The sequence below is a fragment of the Hymenobacter rigui genome (assembly GCF_003944715.1).
Classification (GTDB): domain Bacteria; phylum Bacteroidota; class Bacteroidia; order Cytophagales; family Hymenobacteraceae; genus Hymenobacter; species Hymenobacter rigui.
Map to the genome: position 1 here is coordinate 1 of NZ_RWIT01000018.1, position 22,470 is coordinate 22,470.

Here is a 22,470-nt window from a genome sequence, read left to right on the forward strand (position 1 = left end):
CAAAACCAAGCTGCGACAAGCCCAGGCCCGTACCCGTGAAGCAGTGGAGGCGGCTATCCAAACGGCCGTGGACTGGATTTCCAGCAAGGACGCCAAAGCCTGGTTCAACCATTGCGGCTATCATGTACACCGTTCATGAATCCGCTATATAACAGCACATTCGATAACAGAGTGTATTGTAGTTCCTTGCACCCTCGGCACCGCCACGCACCCCAGCCACAGCAGCCCCGCTAATGCCAGCAAACCCGGCGGAAAAAACAGCGCCCGATACCGGCGGCGAGGGTAGGGGAGGTATAGGGCAGCGGGCATAGTATTGAATAACAGGAAGATAAAAATACAGAATCTGCCGTTAACTACTCCGGTCGATTATACCCTTTTTTTTTTACTGATTGGGTGGTAATTGTAGCAGTAGCAAGCAAGTACTATCGGCCTGCTGAGGCATAAGCCGTAGCTTTGTCAGAACAGCAGGCCCTACTTTAGGGTTATAAGCTCATGCTCGCAACCAGCGCCTCATGCTTAATGAGTCTCCAATGGGCCATTACACCACTACATGAGTAACGAACAGAATTCTATGTTGCGGGAAATTGCAGAATTTACCACTATTCTGCAGCAGCAAGGCGTACACAACGCGCTGAAATACCTGAACAATCGTACCCCGTACCGCTTCACCGGGCTATACCGATTTGATGGATCTTTACTGCAGAATGACGCTTTGTTCGATCAGTTTACCCCGGCTCTGCAGCGCGCCGAGCCGGTGCCGATGTCGGTTACCTTCTGCTCATTGGTAGGCCAGAGACAACAGCCTCTGGAAATTCAGGACGCCGCCACTGATACCCAAATGCAGGGCCTAATTGATACGGAAGTTGTGTCATACTGCGGCGTGCTGATTCGGGATGCAGCCGGTCAGCCCTTCGGAACGCTATGTCACTATGATATGCAGCGGTGCCAGGAGCGCACTGCCGATATGCCGCTCCTGCAGGCCGCGGCGGACCTGTTATACCAGCACACGCAGACGAAGGGCTAAATCCGTTGGCCAGTTTGCCCTCTGGATGGGTAAAACAGCATGACTATAGTTGACGATTTCGGCTGCGCTGGTTGCCCGTATGTGCCGCCCTTACGTTCGGACAAGGTTCCTTAACACTATTGGATGATTTCCCTGTACCGCCCTGCGGCTCCGCTGCTGCTGCTATCCTTCACGGCCCAAGCCCAAACCACCCCCCGGCCCGATACTACCCGCGCCGTGGCCCTGCCCGAAGCCACCGTAACGGGCTACGGCCAGCAGCTGCCCCTGCGCCGCACTGCCGCCGCCGTGGGCACCCTCGCAGCCCGTGACTTTGAACGGTTTCCACAAAATGCCCTCACCCAGGCCGTAAACACGCTGCCCGGCGTGCGGCTGGAGGAGCGGGCCAGCGGCAGCTACCGCCTCAGCGTGCGGGGCAGCACGCTCCGCTCGCCGTTTGGGGTGCGCAACACCAAGGTGTACTACCAGGGCATTCCGTTCACTGAAGCCAGCGGCAGTACCCCACTCAACCTGCTCGACCCCGCGCTGCTGGGCGGGCTGGAAGTGGTGAAAGGTCCCGCCGCCAGCGTGTACGGGTCCGGTACCGGCGGGGCCGTGCTGCTAAGCGGCCGCCGACCCGCGCCGGGTACCAGCGCCGCCCAGGTGGGTTTCACTGCGGGTAGCTTCGGGCTGCGGCGGTACGTGGCGAGTGTGGAAACCGGCTCGGCCACCGGCTACCTGCGCGCCACCTACGCCCGCCAGAGCCTCGACGGCTACCGTCAGCAAAGCGCCCTGCGCCGCGACGTACTGGCCCTGGATGGCGAGTGGCAGACTACTAAAAAACAGACTGTGGGCCTGCACGCGCTGTATTCAGATATTAACTATCAGCTGCCCGGCGGCCTCACCCGCGCCCAGTTCCAAGCGGACCCACGCCAGGCCCGCCCCGGCACGGCCACCGCGCCCGGCACCGTGCAGCAGCGTACCTACTACGCTTCCCGCACCGCCTTACTCGGAGCCACCCACGAAGCCCGCTTTACTGACCGGTTCAGCCTGCGCACCACTGTGTATCTGAGCGGCAGCCGCATCAATACGCCTTACCTGATAGATTTCGAGCGCAACACGCTGCTGGGTGGGGGCGGGCGCACGGTGGCCAGCTACCGCACCGCCCTGGCCGGCTGCACGTTGCGCCTGCAGGCCGGGGCCGAGGCCCAGACCGGCTTCGAAAGCTCCCGCAACTACCAGAATCGCGCTGGTCAACCCGGCGCGTTGCGCTACGACGACGAAATCCGGACGCTCACCGGCTTTGCCTTCGCCCAAGCCGATTACGAGCTGCCGGCCGGGCTGCTGCTCACGGCCGGGGCCAGCTACAACCGCCTCCGCTACCGCATCAGCCGCCTGTCGGATGCGGCCACTAACCCCGCGGGCTACGAGCTGGAGCGCAACTTTCGGCCTGAGGTGTCGCCCCGGGTGGCGCTGCTGCGGGAGTTTGGGCCGGGGCTGACGGTGTATGGCAGCCTGAGTACCGGCTTCTCACCGCCCACCGAGGAGGAAATCCGCCCTTCCGATGGCTCCATTAACCGGGCCTTGCAGGCCGAGCGGGGCCGCAGCTACGAGGTAGGCCTGCGCGGCATGGTGCTGCGGGAGCGGCTCCGCTACGACGTAGCCCTCTACGACCAGCGTCAGCGCCAGACCATCACCACCCGCACCACCGATTTGGGCACTCAACTGTTCACAAATGCTGGCAACACTCGCCAGCGCGGGGTGGAGGTGGCTTTGAGCGGCTGGTTGTGGCAGGGAGAAGCTACAAGCTTTCAGCCACAAGCAGCAAGCACCGAAGGTAACGTGTCGCCCACAGGCCTGCGGACCTTCGTGAGCTACGCCTACAACCACTACCGCTTCGGGAACTATGAAACCGGCGGACAGGACTTCAGCGGCAACCGCCTCACCGGCACCGCTCCCCACACGCTCACCGCCGGGCTTGATTTGGCGGCTCCGTTGGGTTTCTATCTCAGCCCCACCGTCAACCATCAGTCCCGCATCTACATCAACGATGCCAATACCGAAGCTGCCCCCGGCTACTGGACGTTTGGCACCCGCGGGGGCTGGCGCCGTAGCTTTGGCAGCTTCACCGCAGATGTATTCGGCGGGGGCGAAAACCTCACGGACCGCCGCTACTCCCTGGGTAACGACCTGAACGCTTTCGGCGGGCGCTACTTTCAGCCTGCCCCGGCGCGCAACTGGTACGCAGGCATACAGGCGGGCTGGAAATGGTAGATCCAGGCCGCGCCGTGCCTCCGGCCCATAAGGTAGCCGTATAGGATACGCTCCTGTGCAAGCCAGCTGGGTGTACCATTCTGGGCGAAGTTCGCGGCGAATTCGTGTAGTCGGAAAGTCAGAAATACTGACCGGCAACCCGGGGAAATTGTGGGCGACAGTCCGGATTATGGCTGATATACGGCAGCCGACAGGGCGGTGGTAAAGTTGGTTGGCGCGGCAGGTTGGTTTTCCGGGAACGGTGGCCGGAGCTACTATTGCTCATCGAAGTAGGGGAACACCGAAATCCGCAGGGCTTCTGTACCCGTGCTGTCATCGTTTATTCACGCTATCCATGAAATCCACCGTTACTTTCCTGAGCGCCGCGCTGGGCCTGCTGGCCGCTGGCTGCACCGATAAAGAGGTCCTCGATACCTGCATGGGCTCCTGCACCACGGTGGTTGGTCGACTCATAACGGCCAATGGGCAGCAGCCATTGGCCAACGCGCCGATAGAGGTGCGCTGGAACTACGGGCCGGCCTACCACCCAATGTCGAAGCTAAAAGCGCAGGCCACCTCGGATGCCAACGGAAATTATCGGCTGTCCTTTTTTATCAAGGATGAGGAGCTGACGGAAGGCTATTTCAACGTGCGCTATTCTCCGAACAAAAAGCAGTATTACACCATCGGGGAAGACGGACAGGTGCTGAACGGTGCCCGCCGGGATACCACGTTCACCCTGCCGGACTACCTGATTCCGCGTAAGGCGTACGTGCGCCTTGCCATTACCAACCCCACCGACGTTACCCTCTATGCGTTTATGTCCGACTTCAATACTCCTTACGGCCTCAATACCACCTTCAGTCGGAAAATCCAGGGAGGCGGGCCGGTAATTTTCTGGGATGGGCTACCTGCCGAAAACCCACTGCCTGTAGCCGGCGACCAGCCCATTCTGGTAAAAGGCTATAAGAAGAAAAATGGCCTCACCGAATACACCACCGACTCGCTGTTTATTCCGGCCGGCACCACCGCTACCTATTCCGTTACCTTCTAGCCGTGCTAGGTTGCAGTGCGCCCGTGTAGTACGTTTCTATTTCTGGTAATCAAGGTAAATAGAGTCCGCTGAAGCAGAGTGGGGCGTGCTGCCTGCGCCGCTGCATCACCTGACGCCCACATCCTGGTCACGGCAGCGGTAGAAAGGTAGTCCGGGATACCGGCATAGTTCGGGCGGCGCGGATAGCAGGGGGCATGTAAAGGCCAGGATTCACGGCTGATGCAGCCCGATCCTGCTATTTTCGCTCTGTACATTGCTTGCTGCACGCATTATGGCCGAAACTTTCTCTTTACTGCCACTATCGGCCGCCCATTATCCGGCCGTGGCGACTATTTATGCCGAGGGTATTGCCACGGGCCAGGCCACCCTCAACACGGAAGTGCCGGACTGGGAAGCCTGGGATACCGCCCATCTGGCGCACAGTCGCCTAGTAGCATGTACGCCTGCGGGCGAGGTAGCCGGCTGGGCCGCCCTGACGCCGGTATCGGGCCGGTGCGTGTATAGTGGGGTGGCGGAAGTAAGCGTGTACGTGGGGGCCTCACACCGGGGCCGGGGAGTGGGCCTTCTGCTGCTTCGGAAATTAGTGCAGCAATCAGAGCAAAATGGTATCTGGACGCTGCAATCCGGTATTATCCGGGAGAACACGCCTAGTCTACGCCTGCATGAGCAGGCAGGTTTCCGGTTGGTCGGCATCCGCGAAAAACTCGGTAGGCTTCACGACCAGTGGCGCGATATATGTCTGCTGGAACGCCGTAGTACGGTACTATAGTGAGGTAATGAACTGGTGCGTTTGACGTTCAATTCGCGCAGGTGGCGCAGGTAGAACGTCACTACCTCACCCCTTAGTCCAGCGCGGGCAGTAGCAGCATGGGCAGGTGGCCATGCAGAATTACCTGCGAGGTTACGCTCCGGTTGAACAACTGCCCCAGAAAGCTGCGGCGACGCGCCACGAGCACCAGTAAATCGGCGTGGGTTTCGTGGGCGGCCTGTAAAATTCCCTCCGGAACCCGGCGGTTGCGCACCCCATGCGAGTGAATTCGGGCTTCGATGCCGGCCAACAGCCCACTGGCGGCTACTGCCTGCACCGCTCCGGCGCAGGTATCATCATTTTCAGGCTCGGCGACGTGGGTTACCGTCAGGCGTGGCTGCAGGTGCTGCAGTAGTTCCCGCATACCTGTCGACTGCGTTTTTAGGCTGATGGAGCTGTTGTCGGCGGCTATTGTGACGTTGCGTGGCGGTACGGCCGCCTGGCTCCCGACAGGTACCACCAGCAGCGGAGTACGGGTGGCACGCAGCAGCTTCAATGAGGTACTGCTGACCAGTTCATCGGGGGTAGTTTCGGTATCCGGCTTGCCCAGCACCACCAGGCTGGGGGCATGCCGACGCACCGCATCGGCCACGGCCGCTTCTACTCCCTCCACGGCCGACTCCACCACGACTGGCACGCCCAGCGGCTGAATTCGCTCTTGCAGAGACGCGGCCACTTCCCCTTCGCTCAGGTGACGAATACTGCCATTGAATGCATCCGGGTCGAGAAGGGTTTCGCGCCGGATGTGGAGTACTACCAGTGGTGCCTGTATGGGGGCCGCCAGCGCCGCCGCGTACCGCAGGGCCTGATCGGCAGCGGGAGTAAAATCGGTGAGCACGAGGAAAGGAGCAGCCATAGCACGAATACGTTTAGGGGTGGGAGCAGAATGCAATAAGAACCCCAGTATACGCGAAAGGTGGCTGGATGCTGCACGGAGCCCGAGGAAAAAGCGCCGCCGTTTCCTTGGGCTCCGTGCAGCTGATGCAGCCTTCCTATGCTGGAAAGGAGAAGAGTTCGGGTGCATACGTGCGCCCGAACTCAGCGGCATAATCCCGTATCTGGTCGCGCGTCGCCCGAAAAGCGGCCATAATATCGGCTTCGGAACCCGTAGCCTGGGCTGGGTCCGGAAAGCTGTGGTGTAGCCGGCGGGCATTGGCTGCGCCGGGCAGCACCGGACACGTTTCACGGGCATGGTCACACACAGTCAGCACATAATCGAAGGGCATATCTGCGTACTCCGTGGCCAGGTTGGAGGTGTGGTGCCTGATGTCTACTCCCGCTTCGGTCATTACCTGCACGGCACGCGGGTTCAGCCCATGCGTTTCCACCCCGGCCGAGTACACGGCGGCGGCGGGCAAATAGCGTTGCAGATAGCCGTGCAGCATCTGACTGCGGCAGGAATTGCCGGTACACAAAACCAGGATATTCATACAGATAAGCTGTTCAGGGGGCTTTTAGCAGCAGCCTCCGCCTGGCGTGCAGGCCGCGCCGGTATCTACCAGGGTAAATGCCATCGGGGCCATGGCGGGCACCGTTTCGGCGGCTGGGGCCGCGGTGGGTGCAATGCAGCACTGGCTGTTTTCGGTGGCTTGGTCGTACTCCTGCTGGTAGCGCGGGTCATTGAACTCAGCATCCTCGTGGAAGTAGTACACTTCCCATTCGGTGCCATCCGGGTCGTTTACCCAGAATTTATCCTGCTTGGCGTAACAGCAGCTCGTACCCATTTCTTCCCGCTGCACCAGACCGGCTCGTTTGGCCGCCGCCAGCCGCTCTTCCAGCTGCGGCAGGGTTTCTACCTGAAAGCCCAAGTGCCCGAAATTGCTGTGCACCCGCTCCGGGTTCTGCACAAACGAGATAATCAGGGCCGGCGCATCCAGGACGTACTTAGCGTAGCCGGGCTTGATTTTGCTAGCCGGCTGCCCAAAAAATGCGGTATAGAAATTAACCGTGGCTGTCAGGTCGGAAACGTACAGCGACACGTGCATGCGGGGGAAGGTACTCATGGCTGAAACGGGGATAAGTGAGAAACAGAAGAAAAATCAGCAGTTACAGGCATCGGCGGGGCTGCAGCTGGCCGGCGTGGTTGCCTGGGCAAAAAAGCCGGCAAACTGCTGCTGTACCTGCTGCCACAGGGGCGTGTTCAGACAATAGCACACAGTGAGGCCATCAATTTCCCCCCGGATCAGATCCAGGGCTTTCAGCTCCTGCAGGTGTTGGGAAACCGTGGTGCGCGACAGGGGCAGCTCCGCGGCAATGTCGCCGGAAATGCAGGTGGTTTTGCTGGCCAGCAGCTGAATAATGGCAACCCGCGCCGGATGAGCCAGTGCTTTTGCCATACGGGCCAGTTGCTGCTGCTCGGCGGTAAAATCAGTAAGTCTGGCGTAGGTCATCTTGATGCTATGTTGTATGACGTAAACATACGACATTAATCGACAGGTGTTGCTCAACTGACAGCTGATTTTTTTTGCACATACAAAAAAACGCCCTCTGCACACGCAGAGGGCGTTTCCGAAAAAGCCATAAAGCGGCTTTACTGACTAGCGGTTGTTGTCGTCGATGGGGTTGTTGAAGCCGGGGTTCATCAACTCATCGGTCATGCTGGAGTTGTCGGGGTCGGGGCCGGTGGTAGCACTATCCGTCGGAATGCCGGCAGTTTCTTCTTCCAGGCGGGCAGAAGTGTCCAGTGTGCCTTCGGCGTCGCGCTTGTAGCCATACAGCTCTTCGCGGTGTTTGCGCTGCTCGTCGGTAAGATGAGCACCTGAGTTGGGCTCAAGAGCAGCGGCCGGATCCTGATTATTATCGGTTGCCATGTGCGTAAGTCAAAAGGAGGAGATAAGAAAAAGTAGGCTCGCTTACTTGCCCGAGCCCGGGATACCGCGTCCTTCATCGGGACGGAAGGCGCTGAACTCGTCGGGGTTGTCGTTTTTACCCACGTTGGGGTTCTCGGGGTGTTCACCGTGTTCCGGGGCCGGCTCGGTCGTATGGTTGGCCGGCTCGTTAGTGGGCCAGTTGCGGGTACCACCGGCGTAGCGGGGGTCATCCTGCGCCCACCCTTCACGCTGCTCAAAATATTCCGCATCTTCCACCTGCTGCACCGCCGATGGGTCCATGTTCTGAGGTGTGCTGCCGCGCTGCTCCGGAAAGGCAACTGGCGGGGCTACCTGGCCGCCTTCAGTCACGCTTTCTTCGTTTTCAGTAGTAGCCCGTGTTTCGGTTGCGGTAGGTTTGCCAAAATTCCCGTATTGCGGAGTGCCGGGCGTGGGGTTTTCGGGCGTGCGGTCGGAGGTATCGGAATTGGTCTGCATGGTAAGGGAGGTAGGAGAGAAGAGTTCGGGAGAATACGGGGTTGAATACCCGCTTCTCTGCCTCTTACGTAAACTCCCGGCAAATGGCGGTACTCATCCGCCAGCTCCGTCACGTTTTACCAACCACTCATGGCTGCCTCCATTACTCATCAGCAACAGGATCAAGAATTTACCACTACCCGGGAGGGTCACTCGGCCGAGCTGGCCTACAGTCTCCCGGCCCCTGGCGTTATCGATTTCACGCATACCTACGTGGATGAGCCGCTACGGGGCAAGGGCGTGGGCGAAGAGCTGGCCAAGGCAGCCCTGACGTACGCCCGCCAACAGCAACTGCGAGTGCGCACCAGTTGCCCATTCATGCAGCAATACGTGGAGCGGCATCCGGAATACGCGGAGCTGCTGGAATCCGGCGACTAAAAGCCGCATGCAACAACTGCCTGCCGTACTATCAAGTAGCAGGGCGGGGAATAATTGATTGATCCGGTGATTTTTTAATAAGATATTAATTTTTGGCCTGTTCGAAAACAGTACCTTCCCTTCTGTAATTTCTCCACGTCGTTTTACTACCGACTGATGCTCACGTTCCATGTTCTTACGGATTTTTCGGCGGCGGCCACCAATGCGCTGCACTATGCCGTAGTGTTGGCCCGGCACGTAGGAGGAGTGGTACACCTGTGGCACATGTTGCTGCCCCGGCATAGTGCCGAGGCCGCTTATTTCGACATTGCCCCCGCTATTAATTCGCCGGCCCAGGCCCAAGCTGTTTTGCTGGAAGTAGCCCGGAAGGTAGAGCAGTATGTACCTTGCACTACCTCCCTGCTACTGGAAAATCCTATGCAGCATTTGGCCGCTGCTCTGCAAACCAAGGCCGGACAGGTACTGGTGGTTGGTAATGCCAATCCGGCCAAAGTAATGTCGGCGGCAGCTTCCAGTACGGCCCTGCATCTGGTGCAAACCCTGGCGCAGCCCCTGCTGGTGGTGCCCAATACGTATCGGGCCGGAGCATTACCGCGCCGGATTGTGCTGGATACCGACAGGCAGAAGGTGAGGTTGCCAGTGGCCGCCTCAACTATCCCGAATCTGCTGGCCCAACTCACCACCTCCAGTCAGCCGCTTACTCTCTCGCACCTGCCCGGTGATGTGGAGAATTTGCTGAACCGCATTATCCCGTCGGTAGTAGGTCTGCACGTTTATACCAGCTCAGCCTCGCCGGAGATGGTGGATGTGGCCAATAATATTCAGGAAACCGGACTGCTGCATGGGGTGGCGCACACCGTTACTTCAGCCCGTCATCCATCTATAGAGGAGGGCATCCGGTATGCTGCCACCCGGCACCACGCTGACTTACTGGCTTTCGTAACCAGGCAACGCATGTATCCGGGGCGGCAGTTTCTGCACAGTGTAACAGCAGGCTTGCTGGCCCATAGCCGCATCCCGGTCCTGACCATCCCGGAAATCTAGCACCCGGTCAGATGTTATTCGCCGATACTTTGTGTTACCATTCCGCTAACAACCGCACGTGAAAAGAGCCCGCACTGCAATGCGGGCTCTTTTATGCGCATCCTACTTGGAGCGAAGCACCTAAATCGGGAAGGACATTCCTGGCTGGAGTTCCACGGATGCATGATTACACTTTGACGTAAGTCGAGTAGCAAAACGGCCCGCATCCGGGGTAGGATGCGGGCCGTTTTGCTGATTTTCAGCTCCGATGAACGATTAGTGCTGCACTGCTACGCGGCGGCTGTAGCGTATGCCATCAACGGTTGCACGCACTGTATACAGGCCATTGGACAGCGTTTCTACTGCTACCGGAATGGCTTCGGCTGCTGATACAGCTACCTCGCGGTGGAGCACTTCCTGGCCCAGGGCGTTGTAGAAGCTGATAATGGCCGTGTGGCGGCCCCGCAGCTCCGACAGGCGTACCTGCACACTACCGGCTGCTGGATTGGGGAATACCTCAATGCCAACGTTCAGTGGTGCTGCCTTGGTGGTAGCCGTGGTAATACAGCCGCTGGTATGGCTGCCTACGTTGGTGTAGATGTCCGTGCCCACAAACTGCCACTCGCCGGCGGCCTGGCTCCAGCGCTTCTGGCCCGCGTTTACGGTTGCCTTACGCACCAGCGTAGCATTAGTGGTAGAGCCACCGCCCGGCAGCTGCCAGCCACCTGCCGGCTGCTGGCCAATCACGCCAATCACGTCCAGCGTATCGGTACCGTCCATCAGCAGCAGAGCATCGTCGCCGTTGAAGAAGCACACGCTCGACTGCAGATCAGTCTGGGCGGCTACTATCGGGGAAGCTACGCCGGTGTTGGCAATTACGTACACGTCGCCGGGAGCCACGGTACCGGTAAGGGCTTGCGTAGCGGTGGGGGAGGTAGCGCCATTGGCAAACAGGCGCACCTCAATGCCTGCCAGGCTGATGGGAGCCGGCGAGGGATTGTAGATTTCCAGCACCTTGGTGTTGGTGGTGTTGCCTTCCACGTATTCCGAGAAAAACAGATCGGTGCAGGGCGAGCCGGCCGGAGCCTGGTCGTCGTTGGTGATGGTAAGCACGTGGGCCGAGGGGGCACCCAGCACGGCGCCGCCGGTAGTGGGGGTGCCTAATACCAGGCGTACCGTTTCGTTGGGCTCCGGCTGCGTGTCGCCTGCCACCGATACGGTTACAGGGAAGGACTGCGTAGCCTGCCCGGCTACAAATGTGAGCGAGGTAGTGCTGAGCGAATAGTCAGCGGGGGAAACGGCGGTGGTGCCGCTGGTGCTTACCGTAACCGGAATAGTAACGGCCGCCGTGGGGGCGCTGCCGCTCAGCGTTACATTTACCGTGTAGGTGCTGGTACCGGTGTTGCCCTCTACAATGCTGCCCGTGGCCGACGCAAACTTGATGGTCGGAGCGGGACCGTCGTCGTTGGTGATGGTGAGTTCCTGCGAAGCCGGGCCGCCCACTGCGCCGCCCGTTGAGGGGTTGATGAGGGCTAGTACAACCGTTTCATCGGCCTCCGGCTGCGTATCGCCGTTCACGGTTACGGTTACCGTCTGGGAGGTCTGGCCCGCCGCGAAGGTCAGCGTCTGGGGGGAGGTGAACGTGAAGTCACTACCAGCCGTAGCCGTTGAGTTGGCTGCATCCAGCGTTACCTGCACCGTGAGGGGCGAAGTAGGCGTAGGTGTTACGTTAATAGTGGCCGTGTAGGTGCTGGTGCCGGTGTTGCCTTCCAGAATGCTGCCGGTAGCCGACGAAAACGAGAAAGTAGGCAGTATCTGGAAGCCCCAGGCCCGTGCTACTAGGTCCGGGTAAGTAATGTAGGGGTTGAAGTTGCCCTGGCTTTTGGCCGCCCGGCGGTTCCGCTCCCGCTCCCGGGCATCCACTGGGTCGGCCAGGTGCCACTGGTACAGGGTGTTCAGGTCGGCGGCGGCCGTAATTACATCCTTGCCCGGGTCAAACGTCTGGCCCTGGTGCATGGTATAGAAGTAGAAGATGGCGCGGGCTAGATTGCCCTTGTGGTCTTCGCGCGGCTCAAACTGCGAGTTGGTATCCTCGCTGTATTCGTCGATGTTGGCTGTGGGAATGGTGGTCTGGCTGGACGTGTTGCGCATCCAGAGCTGGGTCTGGGTATCCGGAATTTCGGCAAACGGATCGGAGCCCCGGTTCGAGTTCCAGGTATCGTAAGTCGGGAACAGGTGGTGAATATCGGAGCGCATGCGCACCACTTCATTAAACCACGACTGGGGCACGGTATGCTCGCAGTTGATGCGGGTTACGCCGCCGGTGCTGGTGCTGGAAGAATCCAGCCGTACCGTTTCAGTGTAGCCAGAGTATACGCACACTACGCGGCCGTTCTGGTTATCCACGTAGTTGTACATCTTGCCACGGGCATCGTTGTAGCTCAACACCACCCGTTTACCATCGTACCAGTTCTGGCGGAGCCAGTCTTTCAGTGCCTGGCCCTGCAGGTTGGTGGGTGGGGCAGCAGGCAGGGTTTGTGCGGAAACAGCTACTGAACCAAGGCTCAGCGCAGCAACCACTATCCAGGAGAAAAAGTGTTTCATCAACGGGGGGAAGGTGTGAGGAAATAAAAAGAAATGTAAATGTCGTATTCTTTTGGGAGACGCAGATACTCAACCTGCTAACGGCCCGCAAGAATAACCTGCCGGTAAACCAGACTGGTCCAACGAAGATACGTGTGGCCCGGCCGGCTGCCCGTTGCACAAAAAAAGCCAGCCCCGGAGGACTGGCTTTTGTAGCAACAGGTAGTGCAGGAAAAAACTATTTGGTAGGCATCAGCACGGTGTCAACTACGTGCGTTACGCCGTTTTTCGAGACTACGTCAGCAATAGTTACGTTGGCCATGCCACCCTTGGCGTCATGAATCATTACCATATTGCCGTTACGGTGTACGGTCAGGGCTTCGCCTTCCACCGTGGTCAGCGTCTGGCCGTCCTTCAGGTCAGCCGCCAGCAGGCGGCCGGGTACCACGTGGTAGGTGAGGATGGTGGTGAGCTTTTGCTTGTTTTCGGGCATCACCAGCGTATTGACGGTACCGGCGGGCAGCTTATCGAAAGCGGCATTGGTAGGGGCAAACACCGTGAACGGACCGGTGCCTTTCAGCGTTTCTACCAGCCCGGCGGCTTTTACAGCGGCTACCAGGGTAGTGTGGTCGGTGGAGTTAACAGCGTTATCGACGATGTCTTTGTCCGGCGTCATCATGGCTCCACCCACCATCACGCCGTTGCCGGTGGTCATGGTCATGTCTTTCATGTCCTTGCCCTCGCGGGGCTTGGTGGTGGCTTTAATTTTGGCGCCGTCCTCTGATTTGCCTTTGACCTTGGTTTTGCCATCGTCGGCCACCTTGGTCTTAGTGGTCATCTCGCCGTCCTTAGTTTTCGTCTTCTCGTCGTCCGACTTATTCTTCATTTTACCCTGTGCCACGGCCGAGCCGGTGGTGAGCGTGAAAGCCAGTGCCAGAGTGGAGAGCAGATACTTATGCATGGTACAAGAAGAGTTGAGGGTAGACACCCAGTGAGAGAAAGTGTCCGCCTTGTACGCCAACCTCGACAGAAAGGATATATCAAGCCCTATACTCCTGCTGAAAAGAAAACCGTATCCCCGTGTCGGGCAGTCCGGCCAGAGTACTGGGATACTGTTTCCTACATGCTGCGGCAACAGTCTGTAGTAACTCGGAACAGAAGAAATGCGTGCAGCTGCGCAGATAAATAAGTTAAAATCCCTATGTTTTGGAGCCAGTGCGCTAAACCATAAAGGGCAGAGGCATTAGTTGATCGGGAGATACCAGAACGGGTAGCGCGTTATGAACAGTATTTTTCCCCTGCCCATTTACTACGAAAACGGCGCAGGTCGTATCCTGGAAAACTACAGCGGCTTTGCAGTCCTCAAGTATCACGCAACGCCGCGGCCGGAGCAGAGCCTTGCGCAACTGCTGCACGCAACAGGACAGCTGCTGCTGGCCCGCTCCTGGAGTCGTTTGCTGGTGGACCAGCAGCTTATGCAGCCGTTCTCGCCGGAGGAAGAGCGCTGGATTCTGAAAGAGTGGTTTCTGCATAAGGTGCAGCGCCCGGCCAGTCTGTACATTGCTATTGTGCCACCACTCAACGCCCGCACAGGCAGCCGGGTGCAGCAGGTGGTCAGCCAAGCGGATCCGGGTAGCCACTACTACTTCTTCCAGACGGTACAGGAGGCCGACGTTTTTCTGAAATCCTTATCTCAATCCGCAGGCTAACGGCTCCAGTAGTGAAGGGGGGAGTAGGCTGAGTGCGGCAGAAACTGCAACAACAAGAGGGCTAGCTACTTACTTGGGGGGCATCGGTTTGCATCGGTTAGACTAAATAGCGACCAGTATGCAAATGCCCATCATCCAGACAGATCCGGAGCCGCAGCTGCTGACTGGGTGTTTTTTTCAACAGGGTGGGTTTGCACCCCAAGCAGCTTTGGATAGCCGTTTCCGGGGATAGGCTCTCGGCGGGGTACCTACCAGCACTTTATACGATATTTTCACTAGGGTGAGCCCTGGTGAAAGTTCTGGTTCAAAAGGCAAACGACGAGCCTTTGGGTTCGTTAGCCTCTTAAGGCAGCACAATGGTCTGGCCCTGCAGCGCCTTCTCGGCCTCTGGCAGAATTTCGCAGTTGTCCCAGATGCCCGTCAGGAGCGTGTCAGCATAGGAATCGGGGAGCCCATTGGCCCGCATCAACTGATGTGCCTTGTCGTTATCGTAGATAAAGGCGTGAAAGGTATAACTGAACCGGCCATCGACATCGTCGAGCAGCAGGTACCACACCCGCGGGGTGCCGTCGTTGGCCGGCATCCCAATCACGCCCGCGTTAAGCCAGCAGTGCCCGGCCCGTTCATCGGCAAAGGGCAGGCCAGCGTGGCCGGCCAGGATTACCTCGGCTCCAGTGGCGGCAAAGCTGCTTTCTTTCACCGGCCAGGGAGTCGACGCAAACACGAAATCAGCAATGCCGGTGGCCGCACCGTGCAGCACTGCTACTACCTTGTCCGCGTACCGGAAGGAGAGCTGAAGCGGGAGTGTACCCAGCCAGGCAACCGAGCCGGCTGATAGGTTCCGCACCGCGTAGGGAAACCAGGCGCGCGACAACAGGTCGCACCGGCTGCCCTCGGCAAAGTTGCAGCCGCAGTCGTCTTCGCCCCGGATGATGTTCTGCTCGACGTTGCCCTGAATGGCGTGCACGCCCCAGGCTTTCACAAACTGCACCGCGGCTTCGGGCTGGGCGCAGTAGCCCACAATGTCGCCGGTGCAGAGGATGTTGCCGGCCGGAATCTGCAGCTGGTCGGCAATGACCTTAAGTGTCTCTAGGGCCTGCAGGTTTGAGTAGGGGCCGCCAAAAACGAGCAGCCGGCCGCTACGCGCGCCCAGGTCCTGGGTGAGGGGATTATTCATGAGCGGACTTTTTTTGGAGAAGTGCACAAAGCCCGAATACCGCGAAGCAGAAACCCGACGTCAGCAGGTTGGTGCTGAGTAGCGCCCCGTATTTACCGTCGCCCAGCCGCAGGGCCTCAGGCAGGGAAAATAACGTCAGCAAACCACCCAGCACCAGCCCCCCAACCACCGATAGGTGAAAGGCCAGGCGCGGCACAGGCACGTGCCAGAACAGGAATACGGGGGCCAGCCCCAGCACCAGCGTGCCGCTGATGGTAGTAGCCGATAGGATGGCCGGGTTGAAAAACACCGGGATGGTGCCAAGCACCGTGAGCACCACCATGGCCCACCGTCCTTTCGAAACGCTGGGTACGGTCGCCTTACTCAGGTCGATGCTGATGAGCTTGGAGAAGGAGGCCATGGCCGAATCGAGGGTCGACGAGGCGGAGGTGACCATGATCAGGTTCAGCAGCAGCAGCATCGGCACCCCGAAGTACCGCGCCACGGCCACCGGGGCTTCGCCGGTCAGGGCGTTGAGCTTGGCGAAGATGCCCACGAAGCTGAAGAAAATGATGCAGCCCGAGCCGATAAGCCCCGCCCACAGGTAGGACCGGAGCGTGGTGCGCGTATCGGAGATAAAACCTCGGTCGGTGAGCACCGGGTCGTGAAACGGGTAGCTGAAGCACTGCACCAGCGCCACCAGCAGCAAGTCGACACCCTGTCCCAGGGTCCACTCTCCGCTGCTTACAAAGGGCTGCAGGCTCCCCCCATACTGCGGCAGGATAAAGCCCAGAATAACCAGCAGCAGCACCACAAAGAGCGAGAGCTGAATCACGTCGGTCATAATCGAGCTGCTCATGCCGCCCTTGAGCGTGTAGGCCAGCGTAAGCAGGGTGAACACCACAATAGCCACGTAGTAGCCAGTAGTGCCCTGCGCCCCGAAATAAGAGCCGATAACGATGGTATTGGACCAGATTTCGTTGTACAGCCGAATGATAATCAGACAGGTAAAGACGACCACTGCCCCCGCGCCGTACTTCGACTCGAGAAAGTGGTGGATGCTGCGGTAGCCCCCTTTATTACGCATCGAGACGATGACAAAGCCGGCCACCAGAAACGACAGGTAATACCCCGCGTAGGCTACGCCCCCCACCAGCCCGAAGCTTTGGCCCAGGTTAGCGGCGTTAGTAATCGACTTGGCAAACAGCCAGGAAATAACCAGACTACTCGTCAGGAAAACGGTATTGGGAGCCCGCTCGTGGCGGGCTCCCCTGAAAAATTCGGGCACGGTGCGCGCCAGCGGCGACACCAGAAACAGCGTGACGCTGGAGGCCAGCACCAGGGCCCACTGCAACAGGGTTGTACTCATACGGCGGAAATCAGCGGGCCCACCACACGGGGACGTTGATGCTGTTGTTCTGGGTTCTGTCGGCTGCTATCTTGTACTGCACCGCGTTAAGCGCGCTTTCTGTGGCGGGGTAAGGCATGCGCACAGGAATCAGCCCGTTGTTGAGGCTGGCCGAAACCGTTTTCAGGCGAGGAAAACCGGTCCGACGGTACTCCGTCCAGCCTTCGTAGGCGTTGTTGATGTTGCCCAGCCATTTTTGCGTCAGGATCTGCTCAAGGGGGTTCTGGCCATTCAGCCCGTAGGCCACCTTGCTACTGGTAAGGTAGCCGGCGGGCAGCGCCGTGCCCCAGTAGTCAAACGACTGGGTGATGCCCTGCTCGTACAAGGTGCGCGCCGAGCCAGGAATGAGCCCCCGTTGGGCGGCTTCGGCCAGCCAGAAGCTGGTTTCGGCCGCCGTCATGAAGTTGGCAGACAGCCGGTCCGAGTTTTCCCGGAAAATGGTGCCCGTAAGCGAGTAGTCGGCCAGCGAGATGGAGAGCCGTGAGGCATCCGGGCCGTTCAGCAGGCCTTTGTAGCTACCCGGGGTGGCCGCCGCGGGCCGGAAATACGTCGCTATGCGGGAGTCACTCAGGCCCGTGAGCAGCTCCTCGCTGGTTTTGGACATGATGAACAGATTAAAGTCTCCGACCCGGGCAGTGGCCATGCGGAAATTGTTGGGCTGGGTCAGTGAGAACCGGAAGGCGGCGTTGTCCGCATTGGTCTTGATGAAGTTGCCTTCGGCTACGACTTTCTGCAGGGCCATCTGCACGTTTACCTTCCCCGATATGCGCATCAGGTATTTAATCTTCAGTGAATTGGCCAGCAGTATCCATTTGTTGCGGTTGCCCGCATACAGCACGTCGCCTTCGAGTGCCGTCGGCCCCTTGTAGCTGTTGATGGCGGCAATGCCTTTGTCGAGGTTGTCGAGGATGCCGCCCGGGGCCGTGTAGATGGCCTCCTGGGTGTCGTAGGCCGGCGTAATCACGCCCGCTTTGCCCTGCAGCGCCTGGCTGTAGGGCACGTCGCCGTACAGGTCCGTCAGCGAGGCGGCGATGTAGGCCTTCATAATCAGGGCCGGGCCCTCGTATACCCCGAATGCCGCGTTGGTGCGCGCCTTCTGCAGCAGAATCTCGTTGTCGCGCAGGTTGCTGTACATAAATGGCCAGGGGTTGCCGCCGTACTGCGGCTCGCTCAGGCTGTGCCGGTCAAACAGGTTGAAGTCGATGGCCGTGAAATACTGCCCCAGCAGGTTGCCCGCCACGAAGGCTTCGTAGGACATCTGCTCCCCGTAGTCGAAGATGATTTTGCGCAGCAGCAGCGACGGCTGCACGTCGACCGGGGCGTTGGGGTTGGTGTTGATTTCCTCGAATCTGTCCGTGCAGCCGGGTAGCAGGCCGACCAGAACGGTCAGCAGCAATAGGCTGTATAATTTCCGTTTCATACGTTGGGTCGGGGCTTAGAAGGTAGCGCTGAGCTTCAGGCCCACGTTGCGGGTGGTGGGGTAGGTCATGTCCTCGACGCCCGTCTGCAGCTGGTTTTGCTGGAAGGAGGTCTGCTCGGGGTCGAAGTGCGGGATGTGGGAGAGGGCCAGCAGGTTCCGGCCCACCAGGGCGACAGTCAGCTGCTGGGTGCGCAGCTTCCTGGCCAGCCAGGCCGTTTGGGGCACCGAGTAGCCCAGGGTCACTTCCCGCAGCTTCACGTAGGAGGCATTGTAAGTGTTGTTCTCCTCGTTGTTGCGGTCGTAGTACATGCGGTAGTAGGTTTCGGCCGGGATGGCCTTCGTGTTGGGCTGGTACACTGGGTTTTCGGGCGTGCTCACGTTCACCACGCCCTTGGCCACGATGCCCGCATCAGGCCGGTCGGCCGTTTCAATCAGCTGGCCCGCCACGCCGGCCAGGGCCAGCGTCCGCGACACCAGGATGCCGCCCTGCCGCCAGTCGAGCAGAAAGCCCAGATTATAGTTGCCGAAGCTGAACTGGCTCGACAGGCCCATCATAAAATCGGGGTTGTAGTTGCCCAGCTTCTTGAGGGTGTTGTCGGCAATGTACTGCCCGTTGCTGCCCACGATGAAATCGCCCTGCGGGCTGCGCAGATAGCCGGTGCCCCACATATCACCCATCCGGTCGCCTTGCCGCACCTGGTACCACACCGTCTGATTCACGTTGTCGTAGATGCGGTTGTAGCCCAGCGTCAGGGTGCCGGCCTCTTCGGGCAAGGACACCACGGTGGTCCGGTTGCGGCTGAAATTCAGGCTCGTGTTCCACCGGAAGCGGCTCGTCAGTACGGGCGTGGCATTGACCACCGCCTCAACGCCCCGCGAGCGGACTTCGCCCCCGTTGATGACCCGCTCGCTGTAGCCCGTCGAAATGGCAATGGGCAACGACAGAATCTGGTTGCTCGTGCGGGAGTCGTAATACGTCAGATCGAAGCCCAGCCGGTCGTGGAAGAAACGCACGTCGGCTCCGGCCTCCAGCGAGGTAATGGACTCCGGCTTCAGGTTAGTGTTGGCAATAGCGCTTTGGTCACTGAACGCCGGTTGCGAAAACACCGGGTTCCGGGCCGTGAAAGTGCCCGCCGTCTGATAAGGACCGGTGTCGTTGCCGACGCTGGCAACACTGGCCCGCACTTTGGCAAACGACACGGCCGCAGGCAAGGCAAACTGGTTCGACAGCACCCAGCTGGCCGATACCGACGGGTAGAAAAAGGATGTATTAGCCGTGGAGGTGGGCGTAGCCAGGGCGCTCGACCAGTCGTTGCGCCCGGTGATGTCGACAAACACCAGGTCCTTATAGCCCAGCTTAGCCAGAGCATACAGGCTGTTGATGCGCTTGCGGCCGCTCTGCTGGTACACCTCCACCGGCGAGGCGGCGTTGTTGAGCTTGAACACGCCCGGCTGGGCCAGCGTCAGGGCCTGATACTGGTCGAACGACGTCAGCTGGTCCAGGCGGTTGCCCCCGGCCGATACATCGAGCGACAGCGGCCCCAGGCTGCGGGTATAGTTCAGCAGAAAGTCGGTGTTGACTTCCCGGAAGAAAACGGCGTTTTCGGCGTAAGCGCCACTTTTGAAGCGGTTACTGCTGAAGGCCCGCCGAAACTGGCGGTTCTCACGGGAGTAGTCCATGCCGCTACGCACCAGCAGCGTCAGGTTGTTGGCCAGCTCGCCCGTGACGGCCAGGTTGCCGATAAGCCGGTCGCGGGTAAACGAGTTGCGGTTTTCGTAAAGCGTAAAGTACGGGTTGTCGAAATACGTGTAGTTGTAAGAAAACTGCTGAATCCCCTCCAGCCCCGGCTGCCAGTACTGCTTCATGGGGTTGATGTCGGTCTGCCGGCCCAGCCAGGCACTCAGGGCGTAGTTGGTGTTTTCCGAGCCGTACTTGGTGGCGGGCCGGTTGTCGCTGCCGCTGTTGATGTAGTTAATCGACGAGCTGATTTTCAGCCGCCGGATGGGGTCGAACTGCAGCCGGGCGGCCAGCGTTTTGCGCTTCAGGTCCACCCCCGGAATAATCGACTGGCTGTTGAGGTCCGTGTACGAGAGCCGGTAGCTGCCCTTGGCGTAGTCGCCCGCCACGGCCAGGTTGTTGATGGCCGTAAGTCCCGTCTTATAAAAATCCTTCAGATTGTCGGGGTGCGATACGAACGGCGTTGGGGTGATGGGCAGGCCGCTGTAGAGCCGCGTATCGGCGCCGCGCACCACCTGGCCGCTGGGCAGGGTGACGGGGCTGTCGTACTGCGGAATCAGCAGGCCCGCGTCCAGCCGGGGCCCGTAGCTGTAGGAAATGTTGTCGTTGATGCCCCCGCCCAGGCCGTCGCCGTACTTGAACGCTCCGCTGTTGCCCTGCCCGTAGGTGTTCTGGAAGCGGGGCAGCTGAAACGGCCGCTCGGCGTAGAAGGTGCTGTTGAAGCTCACGCCAATGCCTTTGCCTGCCGCCGAGCCGTCTTTGGTCGTAATCAGAATTACCCCGTTGGAGGCCCGGGTGCCGTACAGGGCCGCCGCGCTGGGGCCCTTCAGCACCGACACCGACGCTACGTCGTCGGAGTTGATTTCCCCGGCCCCATTACCGAAATCAATTTCCTGAAACCCGTTGGCATCGTCGTTGACCCGGTTGACCACTGTGGCATTGTTAATCACAATGCCGTCGACCACAAACAGGGGATTATTGTTGGTGAAGGACGATTCGCCCCGGATGGTAATGCGCGACGACGCCCCCACCCCGGTGGAGCCACCCGTGACCATAACCCCCGCCACCTTACCCGCCAGATTGTCGAGGAAGTTGGACGCTTTGACCTCGCTGATCTGGCGGCCCTCTATCTTCTGCACCGCGTAGCCCAGGCTCTGAGCATTGCGCTCCAGCCCCAGGGCCGTTACGACGACTTCGTTGAGGGATACGCCCGCTACCAGCTCTACTTTCAGGCTAGTTTGGCCCGTGTACTGCACTTCCTGCGTTTTGTAACCCAGGGAGTTAATGACGAGTACGTCGGCGGGCTGGAGGTTGGCCAGCGTGAACATGCCCGCAGTGTTGGTGAGCGTGCCCGCCTGCGTACGTTTTACCTGCACAGAGGCCCCCGGTATCGGTTGCGAGGAGGCCGCGTCCAGGATCTGTCCGGTGAGTTTCTGGGCCACTGCAGAACCGGATAAGCAGGACAGGGAGACTAGGAGGAGTAGGCGTGCTCGCATTCAGGGGAAACGTTCGAGGGATGAAGTTTGGCAAGCTACGGTATGTAAGGGGTAAGTGGATGCCTTAAATGCTACAGGTATCGCTCCAGAGCATAATAATGATGAGGTGATTTAGGAATGAAGGGTAGAAGAAGGCCTTGTATTTCTTCTGTTCTGGCAGCGTAATCCAGCAGAGCGTTGACCCACAAATGGCGTAAATACGACAAAGCTTTCAAGGCTGAATCGCTGCGTCCAGCCATTGAGGGCCGCAGCCCCAAAGCGCCCACCCGCTGGTAGCAGGCGCAGCTGGTGGCCGAAGTAGGCAGTGAGAAAGTAGCCCACGACCCGTAGGTTCAGGCTCTGCACGCGCTTGAAGCGGGCCGAGCAGGAGCTCGATATTCTATAAAAACCTTGGTCAGCAAATGCTTTAGCCGCATTACTACCCAGCATACCCCGCGAGCAGATATCAGCACATTGCCCCCTACTCAACGGCCGTACTTCAAGTGTAAGTTGCCGAATAAAAGCAGACTGCTGACCCGGGTCATGTAGCATTAAGTCCGCCTACCAAAAGAACCCATTCTAAGCAACGCAGCGGCGATTCACTATGCTTTCAGTTCGCGCCATTACCCATGTTGCGTACGCCGTGGCTCATTCTCCGGCAGCTCACTGCCAATGATGCCGCAGTCATGCAGTTTTTCGGGTTAATGCCGAGTTTCCTCGCTACGTGCCCCGCGAGCCGGGGACGTTGCTGTTACAGGGGAACAGGGCAGGAGATGCGGGGAATTATCTGTTGGTGGAACCTGCAGCCCGAGAACTATCGGGCCGAAATCGACAACGGACTGCACCCCGCGCACGGTCCGAAAGGATTGATGAATGAGGCCTCGGCCGCGGTGGTCCGGTCGGCTTCGAAACGATGAAGCTGCACTGCATTGAGGCACCGCTCGCCCCGGAGAATACCGCATCTGTCCGGCTGTTGGAAAAGCCTAACTTTGTCCGCCAAGTCCACTTCCACGAAAAGCTGTGCCCCCGGGGGGCAGTTTTTGGATGTGGCTGTCTATATCCTTCTGGCCTCTGCCTGCGCGCTTTTAAATAGCTCGACCAGCCGTCGTATAATGGCCCGG

General features: G+C 59.4%; 19 protein-coding genes. 7 read left to right on the forward strand and 12 right to left on the reverse strand.

The genetic code is table 11. The annotated features are described in order from the left end of the window. Positions 1-550: 550 nt before the first annotated feature. The 4 genes from EI291_RS20095 to EI291_RS20110 all read left to right on the forward strand — a co-directional run bounded on the left by EI291_RS20095 (position 551) and on the right by EI291_RS20110 (position 5,076). The gene (locus EI291_RS20095) at positions 551-1,024 is read left to right on the forward strand and encodes a hypothetical protein (protein ID WP_125424081.1); all 474 of its coding nucleotides are present in this window, start codon (positions 551-553) and stop codon (positions 1,022-1,024) included. A 123-nt stretch (positions 1,025-1,147) separates the two neighbouring features. Then, the gene (locus EI291_RS20100; RefSeq protein WP_125424082.1) at positions 1,148-3,274 is read left to right on the forward strand and encodes a TonB-dependent receptor family protein; all 2,127 of its coding nucleotides are present in this window, start codon (positions 1,148-1,150) and stop codon (positions 3,272-3,274) included. A gap of 334 nt (positions 3,275-3,608) precedes the next feature. Next, entirely contained in the window at positions 3,609-4,307 is a 699-nt protein-coding gene (locus tag EI291_RS20105; protein WP_125424083.1) for a hypothetical protein, read from the forward strand. Between the two features lie 271 nt (positions 4,308-4,578). Then, positions 4,579-5,076: a GNAT family N-acetyltransferase gene (locus EI291_RS20110; RefSeq protein ID WP_125424084.1), complete on the forward strand. Its 498-nt coding sequence runs from the start codon at positions 4,579-4,581 to the stop codon at positions 5,074-5,076. Positions 5,077-5,149: 73 nt separating this feature from the next. On the opposite strand, the gene EI291_RS20115 is transcribed toward EI291_RS20110, so the two are convergent. From EI291_RS20115 to EI291_RS20140, 6 genes are all read right to left on the reverse strand, one after another. Next, positions 5,150-5,971: a universal stress protein gene (locus EI291_RS20115; RefSeq protein ID WP_170172737.1), complete on the reverse strand. Its 822-nt coding sequence runs from the start codon at positions 5,969-5,971 to the stop codon at positions 5,150-5,152. A gap of 136 nt (positions 5,972-6,107) precedes the next feature. Then, on the reverse strand, positions 6,108-6,545 hold the full coding sequence (locus tag EI291_RS20120) for an arsenate reductase ArsC (RefSeq protein ID WP_125424086.1): 438 nt from the start codon (positions 6,543-6,545) through the stop codon (positions 6,108-6,110). 24 nt (positions 6,546-6,569) lie between these two features. Then, entirely contained in the window at positions 6,570-7,118 is a 549-nt protein-coding gene (locus tag EI291_RS20125; RefSeq protein ID WP_125424087.1) for an ArsI/CadI family heavy metal resistance metalloenzyme, read from the reverse strand. 36 nt (positions 7,119-7,154) lie between these two features. Beyond that, positions 7,155-7,505, reverse strand: a complete 351-nt coding sequence (locus EI291_RS20130; RefSeq protein ID WP_125424088.1) for an ArsR/SmtB family transcription factor — start codon at positions 7,503-7,505, stop codon at positions 7,155-7,157. A gap of 147 nt (positions 7,506-7,652) precedes the next feature. Next, a complete protein-coding gene (locus EI291_RS20135; protein ID WP_125424089.1) occupies positions 7,653-7,925 on the reverse strand; it encodes a hypothetical protein in 273 nt (90 codons plus the stop codon). Positions 7,926-7,967: 42 nt separating this feature from the next. After that, positions 7,968-8,420: a hypothetical protein gene (locus tag EI291_RS20140; protein ID WP_125424090.1), complete on the reverse strand. Its 453-nt coding sequence runs from the start codon at positions 8,418-8,420 to the stop codon at positions 7,968-7,970. Between the two features lie 129 nt (positions 8,421-8,549). On the opposite strand from EI291_RS20140, the gene EI291_RS20145 reads away from it, so the two are divergent. Next, complete coding sequence (locus EI291_RS20145; protein WP_125424091.1) at positions 8,550-8,837, forward strand: GNAT family N-acetyltransferase; 288 nt, start codon at positions 8,550-8,552, stop codon at positions 8,835-8,837. A 156-nt stretch (positions 8,838-8,993) separates the two neighbouring features. Further along, on the forward strand, positions 8,994-9,881 hold the full coding sequence (locus tag EI291_RS20150) for a universal stress protein (protein ID WP_125424092.1): 888 nt from the start codon (positions 8,994-8,996) through the stop codon (positions 9,879-9,881). Between the two features lie 255 nt (positions 9,882-10,136). Here EI291_RS20150 and EI291_RS20155 read toward each other — a convergent pair whose 3' ends face one another. After that, positions 10,137-12,464, reverse strand: coding sequence for an endonuclease (locus tag EI291_RS20155; protein WP_125424093.1), 2,328 nt, complete (start codon positions 12,462-12,464; stop codon positions 10,137-10,139). Between the two features lie 217 nt (positions 12,465-12,681). Further along, positions 12,682-13,173 carry a fasciclin domain-containing protein gene (locus EI291_RS20160; RefSeq protein ID WP_240635620.1) on the reverse strand — a complete coding sequence of 164 codons (492 nt, stop codon included), beginning with the start codon at positions 13,171-13,173 and terminating at the stop codon, positions 12,682-12,684. Positions 13,174-13,723: 550 nt separating this feature from the next. Here EI291_RS20160 and EI291_RS20165 point away from each other — a divergent pair. Continuing rightward, the gene (locus EI291_RS20165; RefSeq protein ID WP_125424095.1) at positions 13,724-14,152 is read left to right on the forward strand and encodes a hypothetical protein; all 429 of its coding nucleotides are present in this window, start codon (positions 13,724-13,726) and stop codon (positions 14,150-14,152) included. 343 nt (positions 14,153-14,495) lie between these two features. On the opposite strand, the gene EI291_RS20170 is transcribed toward EI291_RS20165, so the two are convergent. Genes EI291_RS20170 through EI291_RS20185 form a run of 4 tightly spaced genes read right to left on the reverse strand, consistent with a single transcriptional unit; the run spans position 14,496 to position 21,316 of the window. After that, a complete protein-coding gene (locus EI291_RS20170) occupies positions 14,496-15,329 on the reverse strand; it encodes a metallophosphoesterase family protein (protein WP_125424096.1) in 834 nt (277 codons plus the stop codon). Continuing rightward, positions 15,322-16,677 (reverse strand): sodium:solute symporter family transporter, encoded by a 1,356-nt coding sequence (locus tag EI291_RS20175; RefSeq protein WP_125424097.1) that lies wholly within the window; start codon positions 16,675-16,677, stop codon positions 15,322-15,324. Before EI291_RS20175 ends, EI291_RS20170 begins: the two co-directional genes overlap by 8 nt. 10 nt (positions 16,678-16,687) lie before the next feature. Further along, the gene (locus EI291_RS20180; protein ID WP_125424098.1) at positions 16,688-18,136 is read right to left on the reverse strand and encodes a SusD/RagB family nutrient-binding outer membrane lipoprotein; all 1,449 of its coding nucleotides are present in this window, start codon (positions 18,134-18,136) and stop codon (positions 16,688-16,690) included. A 15-nt stretch (positions 18,137-18,151) separates the two neighbouring features. Then, complete coding sequence (locus EI291_RS20185; protein ID WP_240635617.1) at positions 18,152-21,316, reverse strand: SusC/RagA family TonB-linked outer membrane protein; 3,165 nt, start codon at positions 21,314-21,316, stop codon at positions 18,152-18,154. Positions 21,317-22,470: the final 1,154 nt, after the last annotated feature.

Excerpts from the sequence above, each read along its gene's own strand:
- EI291_RS20165 (WP_125424095.1), top strand. The coding sequence starts at position 13,724 with ATGAACAGTATTTTTCCCCTGCCCATTTACTACGAAAACGGCGCAGGT.
- EI291_RS20145 (WP_125424091.1), top strand. The coding sequence starts at position 8,550 with ATGGCTGCCTCCATTACTCATCAGCAACAGGATCAAGAATTTACCACT.
- EI291_RS20105 (WP_125424083.1), top strand. The coding sequence starts at position 3,609 with ATGAAATCCACCGTTACTTTCCTGAGCGCCGCGCTGGGCCTGCTGGCC.
- EI291_RS20155 (WP_125424093.1), bottom strand. The coding sequence starts at position 12,464 with ATGAAACACTTTTTCTCCTGGATAGTGGTTGCTGCGCTGAGCCTTGGT.
- EI291_RS20130 (WP_125424088.1), bottom strand. The coding sequence starts at position 7,505 with ATGACCTACGCCAGACTTACTGATTTTACCGCCGAGCAGCAGCAACTG.
- EI291_RS20160 (WP_240635620.1), bottom strand. The coding sequence starts at position 13,173 with ATGAAAGACATGACCATGACCACCGGCAACGGCGTGATGGTGGGTGGA.
- EI291_RS20120 (WP_125424086.1), bottom strand. The coding sequence starts at position 6,545 with ATGAATATCCTGGTTTTGTGTACCGGCAATTCCTGCCGCAGTCAGATG.
- EI291_RS20175 (WP_125424097.1), bottom strand. The coding sequence starts at position 16,677 with ATGAGTACAACCCTGTTGCAGTGGGCCCTGGTGCTGGCCTCCAGCGTC.
- EI291_RS20170 (WP_125424096.1), bottom strand. The coding sequence starts at position 15,329 with ATGAATAATCCCCTCACCCAGGACCTGGGCGCGCGTAGCGGCCGGCTG.
- EI291_RS20180 (WP_125424098.1), bottom strand. The coding sequence starts at position 18,136 with ATGAAACGGAAATTATACAGCCTATTGCTGCTGACCGTTCTGGTCGGC.
- EI291_RS20115 (WP_170172737.1), bottom strand. The coding sequence starts at position 5,971 with ATGGCTGCTCCTTTCCTCGTGCTCACCGATTTTACTCCCGCTGCCGAT.
- EI291_RS20095 (WP_125424081.1), top strand. The coding sequence starts at position 551 with ATGAGTAACGAACAGAATTCTATGTTGCGGGAAATTGCAGAATTTACC.
- EI291_RS20125 (WP_125424087.1), bottom strand. The coding sequence starts at position 7,118 with ATGAGTACCTTCCCCCGCATGCACGTGTCGCTGTACGTTTCCGACCTG.
- EI291_RS20140 (WP_125424090.1), bottom strand. The coding sequence starts at position 8,420 with ATGCAGACCAATTCCGATACCTCCGACCGCACGCCCGAAAACCCCACG.
- EI291_RS20110 (WP_125424084.1), top strand. The coding sequence starts at position 4,579 with ATGGCCGAAACTTTCTCTTTACTGCCACTATCGGCCGCCCATTATCCG.
- EI291_RS20100 (WP_125424082.1), top strand. The coding sequence starts at position 1,148 with ATGATTTCCCTGTACCGCCCTGCGGCTCCGCTGCTGCTGCTATCCTTC.
- EI291_RS20150 (WP_125424092.1), top strand. The coding sequence starts at position 8,994 with ATGCTCACGTTCCATGTTCTTACGGATTTTTCGGCGGCGGCCACCAAT.
- EI291_RS20135 (WP_125424089.1), bottom strand. The coding sequence starts at position 7,925 with ATGGCAACCGATAATAATCAGGATCCGGCCGCTGCTCTTGAGCCCAAC.